The organism is Ruegeria sp. R8_1, assembly GCF_017743815.1.
Classification (GTDB): Bacteria; Pseudomonadota; Alphaproteobacteria; order Rhodobacterales; family Rhodobacteraceae; genus Ruegeria; species Ruegeria lacuscaerulensis_A.
The window spans coordinates 760,455-774,184 of the sequence record NZ_JAGHRL010000001.1 but is presented as its reverse complement, the minus strand read 5'-3'; the positions used below and the strand labels follow the sequence as shown (position 1 = coordinate 774,184).

General features: G+C 60.0%; 15 protein-coding genes and 1 tRNA gene. 6 read left to right on the top strand and 10 right to left on the bottom strand.

The genetic code is table 11. From position 1 onward, the window contains the following. Positions 1 to 39 precede the first annotated feature (39 nt). The gene (locus tag J7380_RS03880) at positions 40 to 1,008 is read right to left on the bottom strand and encodes a TAXI family TRAP transporter solute-binding subunit (RefSeq protein WP_209194564.1); all 969 of its coding nucleotides are present in this window, start codon (positions 1,006 to 1,008) and stop codon (positions 40 to 42) included. Between the two features lie 336 nt (positions 1,009 to 1,344). Here J7380_RS03880 and J7380_RS03875 point away from each other — a divergent pair, with 336 nt between their 5' ends. Further along, the gene (locus tag J7380_RS03875) at positions 1,345 to 2,838 is read left to right on the top strand and encodes a BCCT family transporter (RefSeq protein WP_209194563.1); all 1,494 of its coding nucleotides are present in this window, start codon (positions 1,345 to 1,347) and stop codon (positions 2,836 to 2,838) included. 122 nt (positions 2,839 to 2,960) lie between these two features. On the opposite strand, the gene J7380_RS03870 is transcribed toward J7380_RS03875, so the two are convergent. Then, positions 2,961 to 3,046 (bottom strand) — tRNA-Leu (locus tag J7380_RS03870). A gap of 144 nt (positions 3,047 to 3,190) precedes the next feature. Here J7380_RS03870 and J7380_RS03865 point away from each other — a divergent pair. Together J7380_RS03865 and J7380_RS03860 are read left to right on the top strand one after the other, a co-directional pair. After that, positions 3,191 to 3,769 carry a YqaA family protein gene (locus tag J7380_RS03865; protein ID WP_209194562.1) on the top strand — a complete coding sequence of 193 codons (579 nt, stop codon included), beginning with the start codon at positions 3,191 to 3,193 and terminating at the stop codon, positions 3,767 to 3,769. Then, positions 3,766 to 4,251: a disulfide bond formation protein B gene (locus tag J7380_RS03860; RefSeq protein ID WP_209194561.1), complete on the top strand. Its 486-nt coding sequence runs from the start codon at positions 3,766 to 3,768 to the stop codon at positions 4,249 to 4,251. Before J7380_RS03865 ends, J7380_RS03860 begins: the two co-directional genes overlap by 4 nt. Here J7380_RS03860 and J7380_RS03855 read toward each other — a convergent pair. Further along, the gene (locus J7380_RS03855; protein WP_209194560.1) at positions 4,221 to 4,808 is read right to left on the bottom strand and encodes an HNH endonuclease; all 588 of its coding nucleotides are present in this window, start codon (positions 4,806 to 4,808) and stop codon (positions 4,221 to 4,223) included. The two genes, J7380_RS03860 and J7380_RS03855, sit on opposite strands and share 31 nt — an antisense overlap. A 211-nt stretch (positions 4,809 to 5,019) precedes the next feature. Here J7380_RS03855 and J7380_RS03850 point away from each other — a divergent pair, with 211 nt between their 5' ends. Then, positions 5,020 to 5,625, top strand: coding sequence for a pseudouridine synthase (locus J7380_RS03850; RefSeq protein ID WP_209194559.1), 606 nt, complete (start codon positions 5,020 to 5,022; stop codon positions 5,623 to 5,625). A gap of 31 nt (positions 5,626 to 5,656) precedes the next feature. After that, positions 5,657 to 6,082 (top strand): VOC family protein, encoded by a 426-nt coding sequence (locus J7380_RS03845; RefSeq protein WP_209194558.1) that lies wholly within the window; start codon positions 5,657 to 5,659, stop codon positions 6,080 to 6,082. On the opposite strand, the gene J7380_RS03840 is transcribed toward J7380_RS03845, so the two are convergent. The 4 genes from J7380_RS03840 to J7380_RS03825 are packed head-to-tail and all read right to left on the bottom strand — an operon-like array spanning position 6,083 to position 8,181. Next, complete coding sequence (locus J7380_RS03840) at positions 6,083 to 6,385, bottom strand: putative quinol monooxygenase (protein WP_209194557.1); 303 nt, start codon at positions 6,383 to 6,385, stop codon at positions 6,083 to 6,085. 2 nt (positions 6,386 to 6,387) lie between these two features. Beyond that, positions 6,388 to 6,882, bottom strand: a complete 495-nt coding sequence (locus tag J7380_RS03835) for a GNAT family N-acetyltransferase (protein WP_209194556.1) — start codon at positions 6,880 to 6,882, stop codon at positions 6,388 to 6,390. A gap of 4 nt (positions 6,883 to 6,886) precedes the next feature. Next, positions 6,887 to 7,552, bottom strand: coding sequence for an alpha/beta fold hydrolase (locus tag J7380_RS03830; RefSeq protein WP_170354271.1), 666 nt, complete (start codon positions 7,550 to 7,552; stop codon positions 6,887 to 6,889). Next, positions 7,549 to 8,181 (bottom strand): DNA-3-methyladenine glycosylase 2 family protein, encoded by a 633-nt coding sequence (locus J7380_RS03825; RefSeq protein WP_209194555.1) that lies wholly within the window; start codon positions 8,179 to 8,181, stop codon positions 7,549 to 7,551. Before J7380_RS03825 ends, J7380_RS03830 begins: the two co-directional genes overlap by 4 nt. A gap of 96 nt (positions 8,182 to 8,277) precedes the next feature. On the opposite strand from J7380_RS03825, the gene J7380_RS03820 reads away from it, so the two are divergent. Continuing rightward, on the top strand, positions 8,278 to 9,504 hold the full coding sequence (locus J7380_RS03820) for an MFS transporter (protein ID WP_209194554.1): 1,227 nt from the start codon (positions 8,278 to 8,280) through the stop codon (positions 9,502 to 9,504). Positions 9,505 to 9,508: 4 nt separating this feature from the next. On the opposite strand, the gene J7380_RS03815 is transcribed toward J7380_RS03820, so the two are convergent. From J7380_RS03815 to cysS, 3 genes are read right to left on the bottom strand one after another with little or no spacing between them, the layout of a single operon-like run. Continuing rightward, entirely contained in the window at positions 9,509 to 10,291 is a 783-nt protein-coding gene (locus J7380_RS03815) for a squalene/phytoene synthase family protein (protein ID WP_209194553.1), read from the bottom strand. Further along, complete coding sequence (cimA, locus tag J7380_RS03810) at positions 10,288 to 11,922, bottom strand: citramalate synthase (protein WP_209194552.1); 1,635 nt, start codon at positions 11,920 to 11,922, stop codon at positions 10,288 to 10,290. Before cimA ends, J7380_RS03815 begins: the two co-directional genes overlap by 4 nt. Then, complete coding sequence (gene cysS / locus J7380_RS03805) at positions 11,922 to 13,319, bottom strand: cysteine--tRNA ligase (RefSeq protein WP_209194551.1); 1,398 nt, start codon at positions 13,317 to 13,319, stop codon at positions 11,922 to 11,924. The genes cimA and cysS overlap by 1 nt, the downstream gene beginning before the upstream one ends. Positions 13,320 to 13,730 lie beyond the last annotated feature (411 nt).

The window sequence follows — 13,730 nt, the reverse complement described above, 5'->3', positions numbered from 1 at the left end:
GTGGCGGAGCGCCCGAAGGCACTCCGCATCAGGTCTGGATTATTGAATCCAGCCTTTTTCTTTGTAGTACTTCTCGGCGCCCGGATGCAGCGGAGCCGACAGACCGTCGGAAATCATTTCTTCGGGCTTGAGGTTGGCGAAAGCCGGGTGCAGCTTTTTAAAATCGTCGAAGTTTTCGAAGACCGAGCTGACAACTGCATAGACCGCGTCGTCCGAAACGTCAGCCGAGGTCACGAAAGTCGCGCCAACACCAAAAGTCGTAGTGTCACCGTCCGACCCGCGATACATGCCACCCGGAATGGTCGCGGTGCGGTAATACGAGTTGCCGTCGATCAGGCCGTCAATCGCGTCGCCGGTCACGTTCACCAGAACGGAATCGCAGGCGGTGGTGGCTTCCTGGATCGAGCCTGACGGGTGACCCACGGTGTAGATCATCGCGTCGATCTGGTTGTCGCACAGGGCTGCCGACTGTTCGGCTGCTTTCAGCTCGGATGCCAGGGCGAAATCATCGATCGTCCAGCCGATCGCGTCCAGAACCACATCCATGGTGCCACGCTGACCGGAACCGGGGTTACCGATGTTCACGCGCTTGCCCTTAAGATCTTCAAAGCTGCTGATGCCAGAGTCGGCCCGCGCCACAACGGTGAAAGGCTCGGGGTGAACCGAGAACACAGCGCGCAGGTTTTCAAACGCACCAGCGTCTTCGAATTTCGAGGTGCCGTTATAGGCATGGTACTGCCAGTCGGACTGGGCCACACCGAACTCCAGCTCGCCTTCGCGGATGGTGTTGATGTTGTAAACCGATCCGCCGGTCGACTCGACCGAGCACCGAACGCCGTGCTCTTTGCGGCCCTTGTTCACCAGCCGGCAGATCGCGCCACCGGTCGGGTAGTACACGCCAGTCACACCGCCGGTACCGATGGTGATGAATTCTTCCGCATAAGCTGCCGGAGCCATCATGGCTGCCGTGACAAACGCGCCAAGGCTTAGCTTGCTGCTGTTTTTCATTTTTGAGAACTCCCAAACTCTTATTGTGGATGAGAGACATATCAGCGGCCCCCCATCTGGGACCATGCCGGTACGGCAAGCCACCCTATCATGCAACAGGGTCAAGCATCTGAAATTCCAAAATCTCCCAACTTAGACGACGTTTCATTCAGACACTCATCTTGTCAACCCCTACACATAACGTAACGTCCTCATTCCGCATATATGACGGAATTAGCCAAAGTTTCCCCATCGGTCGAATTTGAGTGTATACCGCCTCAAACTCAGCCATTGACCGGTCCTAGCGGGATGGTTTGGTTGGTTCGTTCAAACACGAGTTAGAAAAGGCGAAAAGCCGTGAACAAAACATCGTTCAGCCCGCTGCTGGCCATTGCGCTTGTCCTAAGTGCCGCCATCGCAGTTTGGGGGCTTGCCGACCCGCAAGGGCTGGGCAAACTGGCCGCTGCCGCAGTGGCGACTCAATTCAACAGCCGCGGCTGGTTTATCATGCTCGAGGTCAGCGGGTTGCTGTTCGTCGCGCTCTTTCTAGCCTTTTCCCGGTTCGGGAACACTCGGTTGGGCAAAGACACGGATACGCCCGAATTTTCCACCCCGGCTTGGATCGCTATGCTGTTTGCCGCCGGGATGGGCGTCGGCCTGTTATTTTACGGCGCCGCCGAGCCGTTGACCCACTTCGAAGTATTGCGGCAATACCGCGACGAGCCGGAAGCGGCCAGCTACGCCATGTTCGTCACCTACCTGAACTGGGGGTTTCACGCATGGGCCATTTACGGCCTCGTGGCGTTGGTCATCGCCTATTTCGCCTATCGCAAAGGCAGGGCGTTGCTTTTGAGCGCACCAGTGCTGGATACTTTTGGCGATATGCGCTGGACCCGGTCGGTGGGCTGGCTTTTCGATCTTTTGTCAATCGTTGCGATCGCTGTGGGGTTGGCCGGGTCAATGGCCATGGGGGTTTTCCAGATTCAGACGGGGTTGGCAGGGCTGATCGGTGTTGAAAACCCCGACACCCTGACGATACCGGTCTTTGTCGCGCTTTGTGTTGCGTTCATTATACCGCTGCGCAAGGACCTTGGCGACGGAATGGCGCTGCTGTCAAACGCCGCGATGCTGATTGCTGTCAGTTTGATGATCTATCTGCTGCTGCTTGGCCCAACATCGTTCCTTATGAACGACATCGTCGCCGGGTTTGGCCGGTACCTGTTCGAAGTTCTACCTGCCGGATTTTCGACCGCCGAGTTTTTCGATGATATCATCGTCGACTGGTTTCAGGGCTGGACGCTGAACTACATGATCTGGTGGTTAGCTTGGTCACCCTTTGTGGGTATCTTTATCGCTCGTATTTCGCGCGGGCGAACCATTCGTGAGTTTCTGGTAGGCGTTATCGTCGCACCCACCCTGTTTTCGATCTTGTGGTTCGGAATCTTCGGAGGCTTAGGCTTTTACGACGCCCTGCGCCAGGACGCCGAACTGTCTGCGATCAACGCGCAAAATCTGGACGCCACGACCTTTGCTCTGTTGGAACGGTTTCCATTGGACGGCGTGACGAGGGCCGCAACGGTTTTGGCGGCATTTCTGTTCGTCATTACCAGTGTGGTCAGCGCTGGATTCACCTTGGCGATGATCGGAACCGGTGGGGACGAGAACCCCTCGCCCCGCATACGCACAATCTGGGGGGCGATTCTCGGAGCTTTAGGGCTGGCGATGATATTTGTTGGTGACATTGGACTAGTCCGGTCGATCATAGCCTTGTCGGCCATAGCCTTTGTTTTCATCGTTCCGGTACTGGTTATCTGCCTGATCAAATCACTGGCCCGCGAGGACCGCTCATGAGCACTTCCCTGATTGACACGCTTCTAAACATCAATGTGTTCCTGTTCATCGGCTTTCTGGTCTGGCTCAGCCTCCGACCGGACCCTTAAGGGTCGCCAACACACATTGCTTACCGGAAGGTGTGGTGCCCAAGGAGAGACTCGAACTCTCACGCCCGTGAAGGCGGGGGATTTTGAATCCCCTGCGTCTACCATTCCGCCACTTGGGCCACGAACACTGGATTAGCGCCCAAGTTCAGGAAGGTCCAGAGGCAAAAAACAACCCATCGTCATTTGTTTTTCCGGCGGTAGTTGACCCTAGGATGACCGCGTGATTTGGCTAACCCATCTGTTGACCGGGATTTTGGCGCCGAATGATACGATCACTCTATGACTGGACTATTCGTCTGGCCGAACACCCGCACGCTTTGTGGGCATTGGCCGTAGTGGCCTTTATCGAAAGCTCATTCTTTCCGATTCCGCCCGATGTGCTGATGATTCCGATGATCCTGGCGCGACCGTCACGCGCGTGGTTGATCGCGACAGTTGCGTTGGTCGCATCGGTGCTCGGTGGTTTGCTTGGATACGCGATTGGGGCGTTTTTCTATGAAAGCCTCGGTCAGCCCATCCTCGAATCCATGGGCAAGGCTCACGCGATGGAGGAATTCAACACCCGGTTCAACGATTTCGGGTTCTGGGCTGTGCTGGCGGCGGGCGTGACCCCCTTTCCCTACAAGGTCATCACCATCATGTCGGGCTGGACCGGCATGCCTCTGGGCACATTCATTGCGACGTCGATTCTGGCACGTGCATTGCGCTTTTTCATGGTCGCCGGTCTTCTGTGGGGCTTTGGAGAGCCGATCCGCGCCTTCATCGAAAAGCGACTGGGCCTGATGTTCACGTTGTTCATCATCCTGCTGTTCGGCGGCTTTCTTGTGGTGAAATACATATGACGCGAAGAGCGCAACTGATTTTGGTCGCTGCCGGCGGCTCTGGCGCGTTGCTGCTGGGGGCGTGGGCATTTCAATACCTTGGCGGTATGGCACCTTGCAAAATGTGCATTTGGCAGCGCTACCCTCATGCCGTAGCTTTTGTTGTAGGCGCGTTGGCTCTGGCGCTGCCGCGTTTGAACTTTTTGCCCCTCGTCGGAGCACTGGCTGCGCTGTCCACCGCGGCGATCGGCTTTTTCCACGCCGGGGTCGAGCAAGGCTGGTGGGAAGGCCCCTCAAGCTGCACTTCCGGTGATATCGGAGGACTATCGACTCAGGACCTGTTCGACCAGATCATGACCGCGCCCCTTGTACGCTGCGATGACATCCCGTGGGAGATGTTCGGATTGTCCATGGCCGCCTGGAACGGCGTAATCTCGACTGTGCTGATTGTATTTTGGATGCTGGCCTGGCGTCAGAATTCGTCCAGCTCGGCATCCCAGTAAAGAAAGTCGATCCAGCTGTCATGCAGGTGATTGGGCGGGAACTTCCGCCCGACATTGCGCAAGGCTTCGGCATCGGGCTGCCGCGGTGGCTTACGCAGAGTCATCCCCGCCTGCCGCAACGATTTCGACCCTTTGCGCAGGTTGCACGGGCTGCACGCCGCCACCACGTTCTGCCAGCTGGTCACACCGCCTGCGGCGCGCGGCACCACGTGGTCAAACGTCAGATCCCCCCGGCTGCCGCAATACTGGCAGCGGAATTCATCCCTCAGAAATAAATTAAAGCGCGTGAAGGCCACGCGCTTTCTGGGTTTTACATAGTCTTTCAGCACAACAACCGACGGTATTCGGATTTCCGTGCTAGGGCTTCGGACGACCTCGTCATACTCGGCCACAATGTCCACCCGATCCAGCCAGGCGGCTTTCACTGCCTCCTGCCATGGCCAAAGGGACAGTGGATAGTAAGACAAGGGGCGATAATCGGCGTTCAAAACCAATGCCGGATGATGCCTCAGCGCACCGGGTTCCCTGACAAATTCGGTCCTGAAGTCTGCGTCCATATCAGAATCGCTCCTCGCTCTGCTCTGCCCGTTTGACATCAGAGCGGGGAACACCCGCCCCGGCCTTACGCTAACTATATATCGTGTTAAAACTCTGACAAGCCCTGAGTATCCACAATATCTCGGGGAATGGGTAAGCTGCCTGCGTAACAGGCACATGACAGTTATCCACAGGTTGCACGACAGTTTACGCCGCGCTATGGCGAGGGTCATGAGCTGGTTCATTCGATTCAACAAACCCTTCGACGTGTTGCCGCAATTCACCGACCGGGCGAATGCGGACACACCGCGCAGCACCCTGTCGGATTTCATAGACCTTCCGGGTGTATACCCTGCTGGGCGGTTGGACCGTGACAGCGAGGGGCTGATGCTGCTGACCGACAATGGGCGGCTGCAGGCGCATATCGCCGATCCTAAGCACAAGATGGCTAAAACCTATTGGGTACAGGTCGAAGGGCTGCCCGATGCCACCGCGCTGAAGGCGCTGCGCGACGGGGTTGAATTGAAAGATGGCGTCACCCGCCCCGCCAAGGCTCGGATGATGGATGAACCCGATGGGTTGTGGCCGCGCACCCCTCCGATCCGCGAGCGTCAAACGGTGCCCGATTGCTGGATCGAACTGACCCTGCGCGAGGGCAAGAACCGGCAGGTCCGGCGCATGACGGCAGCTGTGGGCCACCCGACCCTGCGCCTGATCCGCGCCCGCATCGGCGACTGGACGCTGGACGGGTTGGACCCCGGCCAATGGGACAGCCTGCCCGAACCCGCGATCAACGCGGCCCCGCAACGCAAACGCGACCGCCGCCCCCGCCGGTGACAAAAACCGCCCATTGTGATAGGCTTAGGCCATGAAAGTCACGCCGGACATACCCGCCCCCCAGGGCATTCTTGAGGCGGCTTTGTACGTCGATGACCTTGACGCGGCCGAGCACTTCTATGGGGAGGTTCTGGCGCTGGAAAAAATCCAGCGGGTCACTGACCGGCATGTGTTCTACCGCGTGGGCGCGACGGTTCTGCTGATCTTCAACGCTGACGAGACCGAGAAACCGCCGCTGAACCCCGACCTGCCCGTGCCCCCGCATGGCGCGCGTGGACCGGGCCATGTCTGCTTGTCTATGCCCGGCGACCAGATTGCGGTGATGCGCAAACACTTGCTGGACTGGAACGTTCCGCTGGATGCCGAGTTCGACTGGCCGAACGGCGCGCGCTCGCTTTACGTGCGCGACCCGGCGGGCAACTCGGTGGAGTTTGCAGAACCCCACCTTTGGGGCTGACTACCGCAGCGGCTGCTTCTCGCCACCAACGATTCGACAGATATCGTTCGAGATCACTCCAACCTCGCCCAAGACCGCGCGGAACACCTCCATGTGCGGCGTTGCGAAATGTGCCTCAAGCGCAGCTTGGCTTTCCCACTCTTCATACACACGGAAGCGGTTGGAATGCCCAAGAACCTGGCTGAATTCGTAGACGTTACAGCCTTGTTCTTTCACCGTTTCCGCCACCATTTCCTGCGCGGCTTTTGCCGCCCGTTCAACGCCTTCCGGCGTGACCTCAACCGTTCCTGTAACGACCAGCATTCTTAACCCTTTCTCAGTTCAAACCGTTTGGAAATCCGATCAACCGGTGTGCCGTCACGAAGGGGAACGTCATAAGCGACCGAGTAGTCCAGAAAACCCATCTTGTCGTAGTAACTCAGCCCTTGCCGGTTATCGGCCCGGATGGTGGCATTGATCGCGCTGAACCCCAAAGCCGCCGCATGTTTCGAGGTTTCGGCAAACAGCGCCCGCCCAACACCTCTCAGAACCGGATCGCGGCGCGCAAAGGTGGCGATATCGGCGCAGTCATCCGGCAATTTTGCATGCGATCCCAGCCACTGGAAACCGGCCACCTCACCATCACTGTCCAACGCAACATGACAACAAATCTTGTCCGGTCCTGACAGATAACTTTGCGCAAAAAGTGCCTCAGAGAACGGGATCTCGAACGCAGTCGTCCCCCCGATCTCGATAATATGGTTGAGGATTCGGCACGCGGCTGCCACATCCTCGGGCATCATGGGCCGGACTGCGATCATTGGATCAAAGGCTCAGCTTGTCCCGCATGAAGGCCAACGCCACGCTCAGGCCATCAGGCGCGATACCGTGGCCGGTGCCCTTCATGATATGGGCGTAGACCTCTTTGAAATCGGCAGCCTGCAGCGCCTCGGCCGCTTCGGGCAGAGATTGCGGTGGCACCACGTCATCGGCGTCGCCATGCACCAGAAGGATCGGCATTCGGCTGACCGTCTCATCGGGCAGCAGGTCAGGCTCCAGCAACCGGCCCGAGAAGGCGACGATCCCGGCTACAGGGTCTTCTCGGCGCGGGGCAACGTGCAAGCTCATCATCGTGCCCTGGCTGAACCCGAACAGCACCACCTGCTCGGGCAGCACGTCCTCATCCACCATCAGCGCATCAAGGAAGGCGTTGAAATCCTCGACCGCCATTTCCATGCCGCGGCGCGCTTCTTCCTCGGACGAGCCGTCGATCCACGGGATCGGGAACCATTGAAATCCGTTGGGCATTCCGGGGATTTGCTCGGGCGCATCGGGCGCCACGAACAGTGTGTCGGGTAGATGCTCACCCAGTGGATCGGCCAGACCCAGCAGGTCGGCCCCGTTGGCACCATAGCCATGCACAAACACCACGACCGAGCGCGTGTCGCCCGAAACCGGCTCTTTTCGGAGCGCATTCAATACTCGAGTCATCTGATCCCTTCTCGTTCCTTTGCCACCCGGTAATAGGCCCACAACACCCGCGCCGCAACCGACCGCCAGGGCGACCACGCCTCGGCCATCTGTCGCAGTTCCTTGTCGGTCGGGCGTTTGGGCAGGTCATAGAGGATGCGCGCAGCCTCCTGCAGGGCCAGATCGCCCGGTGCCATCACATCGGCGCGGCCCAGCGAAAACATGGCGTAAATCTCGGCGGTCCAGACCCCGATGCCGGGAACTTCGGTCAGAATGGCGACCACATCTGCATCAGGAAGGTCGCGCAACGCTTTGTAATCAATGCGGGCCTCGGCCAGCGCACGGGCATAGCGAATTTTCTGACGGCTCAGCCCAACTGCGCGCAGATCGTCATCGGTCGCCCACATGATCTTGCGCGGGCCGGTCAGTTTCGCCTTTTGCAGCCGTTTCCAGATCGCATTGGCCGAGGCCACGCTGACCTGCTGGCTGACAATCGCGCTGAGCAACTGCGCGAACCCGTCCGGCTTGCGACGCAGCGGCAGCGGACCCACCTGTTCCATCGCATAGGCCATGCGCGGGCAGGCATTGCCCAGCCACTCGGCCCCTTCCCGCACGCAGTCATAGGTTTCGATGATACGTCCGACGGACATGTGGGCCCCAACCTGTTTGATTGCGCACACGTTAGGCTGCTTTGACGCATATGCAACCCGCTTGTGCGACATGCTTTTCGCGGATACCCATGGCGCATGACGATGACCGCAACTACCCCCGATGACAGTCAGGCCAAACGCAACGTCGCCGTTCTGGTGGCGGCGCAGGCGGTGCTGGGCGCACAGATGCCGATGATCTTTATCGTCGGCGGGTTGGCTGGCGAGTCGCTGGCGACCAATGCCTGTCTGGCCACCCTGCCGATCTCACTGATCGTGCTAGGGTCGATGCTGGCGGCCACGCCGATCTCGGCCATCATGCAGCGCTGGGGACGGCGCGTTGGCTTTCTGGTGGGCGCAACTGCAGGTGCGCTTGGCGGTCTGGTCGGGGCTTACGGGCTCTATCTGGGGTCATTCCCGATCTTTCTGCTGGGCAGCCTGCTGACTGGTATCTATATGAGCGCGCACGGCTTTTACCGCTTTGCCGCCGCCGATACGGCCTCGGACGCTTTCCGCCCCAAAGCGATTTCCTATGTCATGGCCGGAGGACTTGCGGCGGCGATCATCGGGCCACAGATCGTCAAGCTGACATCCACTGCCTATGTGATCCCGTTCCTCGGCACCTATATGGCGGTGATTGCGGTGAATGTGATCGGCTCGGTCCTGTTCTTCTTTCTCGACATCCCGACACCGACAAAAGTGGCGGAGGGCGCACCCAAAGGCCGCACCCGGCTTGAGATGTTGAAAACCCCGCGCATCGCGGTCGCGATCATCTGCGCGATGGTGTCATATGCGCTGATGAACCTTGTCATGACCTCAACCCCGCTGGCGGTTGTCGGCTGCGGCTATTCAGCCAATGACGCAGCCGATGTGGTGACTGGTCATGTTCTTGCCATGTATATCCCCAGCTTTTTCACCGGTCAGTTGATCGCCCGGTTTGGAGTCGAAAAAATCGTCGCCCTCGGCCTCGCCATTCTGGGCGCAGCCGGAGTGGTCGCCCTGCAAGGGGTCGAGCTTGGCAATTTCTTCATCGCGCTGATCCTGCTGGGTATCGGTTGGAACTTTGGCTTTATCGGGGCCACTACGATGCTGGCCTCTGCCCATGACGTGAATGAACGCGGGCGGATGCAGGGCCTGAATGACCTGCTGGTGTTCGGCGGCGTGACCTTTGCCTCGCTTGCTTCGGGCGGGTTGATGAACTGCTCAGGCGGTTCGGCGGTCGAGGGGTGGACGGCGGTGAACCTTGCCATGATCCCTCTGTTGACCTTGGCCGGTGGCGCGCTGTTATGGCTGGTGCTGAAACCCACGGAACCCGAAGCCGCCTGATCGCCTACCAGCGCCCCCGCGCGGCCGTCCACATCAGGGACAACCTGCGCCGCATTTCCCCCTGCCCCAAATCCTCGGCCGCCACACGATCCGGTTTGGCTATGGCGCGGCGCAGCACCCATTCGGCCTGCCACCCGGAATACAGCGCCGGGCGCGCCTGCGCCGACACCAGCGCCGCGTTGGCCCGCGCCCTTTGCAACCGCTCCAACCCTGCTTGCGCCAACGCCCGCACCCCGTCAGGTGTGCCGTCCAACAATGGGATGCGCCCGCGTGCCTCAAGCTCGGGGATCGCACGCAGCCAGTTCGCCACGCCAACCGCATAGCCGAAATCGCGCAAAACACCCTCATCCGCTGCACCCAGAACCTGCGCGGCAGCGACCATCAGACTGCCTGCGCTCTGGTCCAGATAGGTGTCGAAATGGGCCTGATCCTCGAACGGATCCCGATATATATCCCAACGCCTTACGGCCACATATTCATCAAGTTGCGCGGCCAAATGAGGCGACAGCACACGGGACAAGGCCGTTACAACCTCATGGCGGCGCACCGTTCCACCTTCGGCAATTTCCTGCAGCGCATCGCGCCACCATTGCAGGCGCATTTCGGCGATCATCGGCTCTTGCGTGACCCAGGGCGCGCGCGCCACCTCGGCATTCAACGCATAAAGCGGAAAGAGCTTAGGCCGCACCGCGACCGGCGCCGCCATCACCGCCATGAACCGATCCGGGTCGGCGCGATGCACCAGCGCGGCGCACGCTTTTACGTCATCGTCGAAAGCAACGCTCACTCGGCCACCACCGCCTGCGGCCCGCAATCACGTACCAGTTTCCACTGGATCGCATCCAGCAGCGCCTCGAACGAGGCATCGACTATGTTCGCGCTGACCCCCACGGTCGACCAGCGCCGCCCCTGCCCGTCTTCGCTGTCGATGATGACGCGGGTCACAGCCTCGGTCCCGCCTTGGGTGATGCGCACCTTGAAATCCACCAGTCGCATATCGGCCAGAACCTGCGAATATTGCCCCAGATCCTTGGACAGAGCCTTGGCCAGAGCGTTCACCGGCCCCCGGTCACTGCCGTGCTCGTCGTGGGATTCGCTGACCGACAGCTTCTTTTCACCATCGACCTTAACCACGACCACGGCCTCGGACAGGCTGACCATCCTGTTGTATTTGTTCTTGCGCCGTTCAACGGTCACTTTGTACCGCTTGACCTCAAAGAACTCGGGCAGCTGCCCCAACTCATCCCGTGCCAGCAACTCGAAACTCGCCTGCGCGGTATCATAGGAATAGCCCTCGGCCTCGCGCTGTTTGATGCGATCAAGGATGCGCCCGAGCGCAGGGTCGGCTTTTTCCACCGACAAACCCGCCTCGGTAAGGCGTTTGCGCAGGTTCGACTGGCCCGCCTGATTTGACATCGGGATGATCCGCGCGTTGCCCACTGCGCCCGGATCTACATGCTCATAGGTCGACGGATCCTTGAGGATCGCACTGGCGTGCAGCCCCGCCTTATGCGCAAAGGCCGAGGCCCCCACATAAGCCGATTGCTTGCTGGGCACCCTGTTCAAGATATCGTCCAACATCCGGCTGATCCGCGTCAGACCGGCCAGCGCCTGTGTGCTGACGCCGATATCGAACTGCGACGCATAGGGTTCTTTCAACAACAAGGTCGGGATCAGAGCGGTCAGGTTCGCATTGCCGCACCGCTCGCCCAGCCCGTTCAGCGTGCCCTGAATCTGTCGCGCGCCTGCGTCGACGGCGGCCAGCGAACACGCCACTGCGTTTTCCGTGTCGTTGTGCGTATGAATGCCCAAGCGATCACCCGGCAGCCCTGCGGCGATCACCTCGGTCACAATGCGCGAGACCTCAGCCGGCAGCGCGCCACCATTGGTATCGCACAGCACAACCCAACGCGCGCCCGCCTCCAGCGCGGCCCGGCAGACCTGAACCGCATATGCAGGATTGTCCTTGTAGCCGTCAAAGAAATGCTCGGCATCGAACAGCGCCTCGCGCCCCTGCGCCACGATATGCGCGACCGAGGCGCGGACATTCTCGACATTCTCCTCCAGCGCGATCCCCAACGCGTGGGTCACGTGGTAATCATGCGATTTGCCCACCAGACAGACGGCCTGCGTGCCCGCATTCATCACAGCGGCCAGCACATCATCATTCTCGGCCGACCGACCGGACCGCTTGGTCATCCCAAACGCGGTCAACCGGGCCGAGGTTTTGGGCGCGACCTCAAAAAACGCGCTGTCGGTGGGATTCGCACCGGGCCAACCGCCCTCGATATAGTCCACGCCCAACTCATCCAGAGCCTTGGCGATCTGCACCTTTTCAGCGGTCGAGAACTGCACACCCTGGGTCTGCTGCCCGTCGCGCAGCGTGGTGTCGTAAAGATAAAGCCGTTCCTTCGACATTACACGCCCTCCAGCTTGGCAGCGTCAAACCCGGCCCCCGGCACAAGCTCCACGCCGTCCTTGCTCATCCGTACTTCCAGCCCTGCTGCGACATAGGACGCCTTCAGCCGGTCCACTTCCGAGAAGTCCTTGCTTTGCATCGCTTCGGCCCGAGCCTCGGCCAGACGCGCCGCATGGCCCGACAGATCCGCTGATCCCGTATCAGCCCAAGCGCCCATTTCAGGCTCCAACAGCCCCAGAACCTGCGCACTGGCCAACAGCCCCGCCGCATCGCCCTCTGCCGCCAGACGGTGGAGTTCCGCCAAGGCCCCCGCCGTATTCAGGTCATCACCCAGCGCGGCGATCACTGAGGGGGCCGCGCTGGCGGCGGGCTCGATGCCCGTTGTCAGCGCCCGCCACTTGCGGAGCGTCGCCTCGGCCTCACGCGCCTTTTTCTCGGTCCAGTCCATCGGCTTGCGGTAATGGGTCTGCAGGAACACAAACCGGATCACCTCGCCCGGAACGCCCTGATCCAGCAGATCATGTACGGTGAAGAAATTGCCCAGCGATTTGGACATCTTCTTACCTTCGACCTGCAACATCTCATTATGCAGCCAAACCCGCGCGAACTCGCCTTCGGGATGGGCACAGCAGCTTTGTGCGATCTCATTCTCATGATGCGGGAACATCAGGTCATTGCCGCCGCCGTGAATGTCGAAACTCTCACCCAGCAGCTCATAGCTCATGGCCGAGCATTCAATGTGCCAGCCCGGACGCCCCCGTCCCCACGGGCTGTCCCAGCCGGGAAGCTCATCGCTCGAGGGTTTCCACAGCACGAAATCCATCGGGTTCTTCTTGTAGGGCGCAACCTCAACCCGTGCGCCCGCGATCATGTCATCAACCGAGCGCCCCGAAAGCGCGCCATAACGCTCTTTCCAGCTGTCTACGGCGAACAGCACATGACCCTCGGCAGCATAGGCATGACCCTTGGCGATGAGCCCTTCAATCATCGCAATCATCTGCGGAATGTACTGCGTCGCGCGCGGCATCTGGTTCGGCTCTAGCGCACCCAACGCGCCCATATCGTGCAGGTACCAGCCGATCGTCTCGTCCGAACGCTCCTGCACCAATTGTTCCAACGTCCCCGACGCACCGGCTTTCTGACGCGCCAAAGCGGTCGCGTTGATCTTGTCATCCACGTCGGTGAAGTTGCGCACATAGGTCACGTGATCCCCGCCATAGGTGTGGCGCAGCAACCGATAGAGCACATCAAACACCACCACGGGCCGCGCATTGCCGAGATGGGCGCGGTCATAGACCGTCGGACCACAGACATACATCCGCACATTGTCAGCACTGATCGGCACGAAATCCTCTTTCGTCCGGGTCCTTGTGTTGTGCAGTTTGATCGTGGTCATCGGTCAGCTCCTAAGAACGGCGTGGCGTCTCGCGTTGGCGCGGGCTTAGCAACTTGTCTCAGGGATGAAAACGAAAGAAACCGGCCCGCTTGATAAATCAGCAGGAAATGCGGCGGATAATGATACAGGTCGTCCGGTTCATGCCTCCCTCGTATCACGCAGATCGCATCACGCCAAGCCTTGTTACCCCAACCGTTGACAATCACTTATACCTCTGGGCCTGTCAGCCGAACGCATCACGCAGAGGTCGCGCATGAAACTGTCGCAGCGCAGCACCCAGCTTACCGAGGGCGTTCGCAACGGATAGGATCTATTCTGCCGCGCGCGTCGGATGATCAGCGAGGGGATTGCCGCAACCGTCCTGGCCATTGGCGAGCATAACATCCGAGCCGATCCTTCGATCCTAGCCGA

Bases quoted from the DNA above. Each gene is read 5' to 3' on its own strand.
- J7380_RS03880 (WP_209194564.1), bottom strand. From the start codon at position 1,008: ATGAAAAACAGCAGCAAGCTAAGCCTTGGCGCGTTTGTCACGGCAGCC.
- J7380_RS03865 (WP_209194562.1), top strand. From the start codon at position 3,191: ATGATACGATCACTCTATGACTGGACTATTCGTCTGGCCGAACACCCG.
- J7380_RS03860 (WP_209194561.1), top strand. From the start codon at position 3,766: ATGACGCGAAGAGCGCAACTGATTTTGGTCGCTGCCGGCGGCTCTGGC.
- J7380_RS03855 (WP_209194560.1), bottom strand. From the start codon at position 4,808: ATGGACGCAGACTTCAGGACCGAATTTGTCAGGGAACCCGGTGCGCTG.
- J7380_RS03850 (WP_209194559.1), top strand. From the start codon at position 5,020: ATGAGCTGGTTCATTCGATTCAACAAACCCTTCGACGTGTTGCCGCAA.
- J7380_RS03845 (WP_209194558.1), top strand. From the start codon at position 5,657: ATGAAAGTCACGCCGGACATACCCGCCCCCCAGGGCATTCTTGAGGCG.
- J7380_RS03840 (WP_209194557.1), bottom strand. From the start codon at position 6,385: ATGCTGGTCGTTACAGGAACGGTTGAGGTCACGCCGGAAGGCGTTGAA.
- J7380_RS03835 (WP_209194556.1), bottom strand. From the start codon at position 6,882: ATGATCGCAGTCCGGCCCATGATGCCCGAGGATGTGGCAGCCGCGTGC.
- J7380_RS03830 (WP_170354271.1), bottom strand. From the start codon at position 7,552: ATGACTCGAGTATTGAATGCGCTCCGAAAAGAGCCGGTTTCGGGCGAC.
- J7380_RS03825 (WP_209194555.1), bottom strand. From the start codon at position 8,181: ATGTCCGTCGGACGTATCATCGAAACCTATGACTGCGTGCGGGAAGGG.
- J7380_RS03820 (WP_209194554.1), top strand. From the start codon at position 8,278: ATGACGATGACCGCAACTACCCCCGATGACAGTCAGGCCAAACGCAAC.
- cimA (WP_209194552.1), bottom strand. From the start codon at position 11,922: ATGTCGAAGGAACGGCTTTATCTTTACGACACCACGCTGCGCGACGGG.
- cysS (WP_209194551.1), bottom strand. From the start codon at position 13,319: ATGACCACGATCAAACTGCACAACACAAGGACCCGGACGAAAGAGGAT.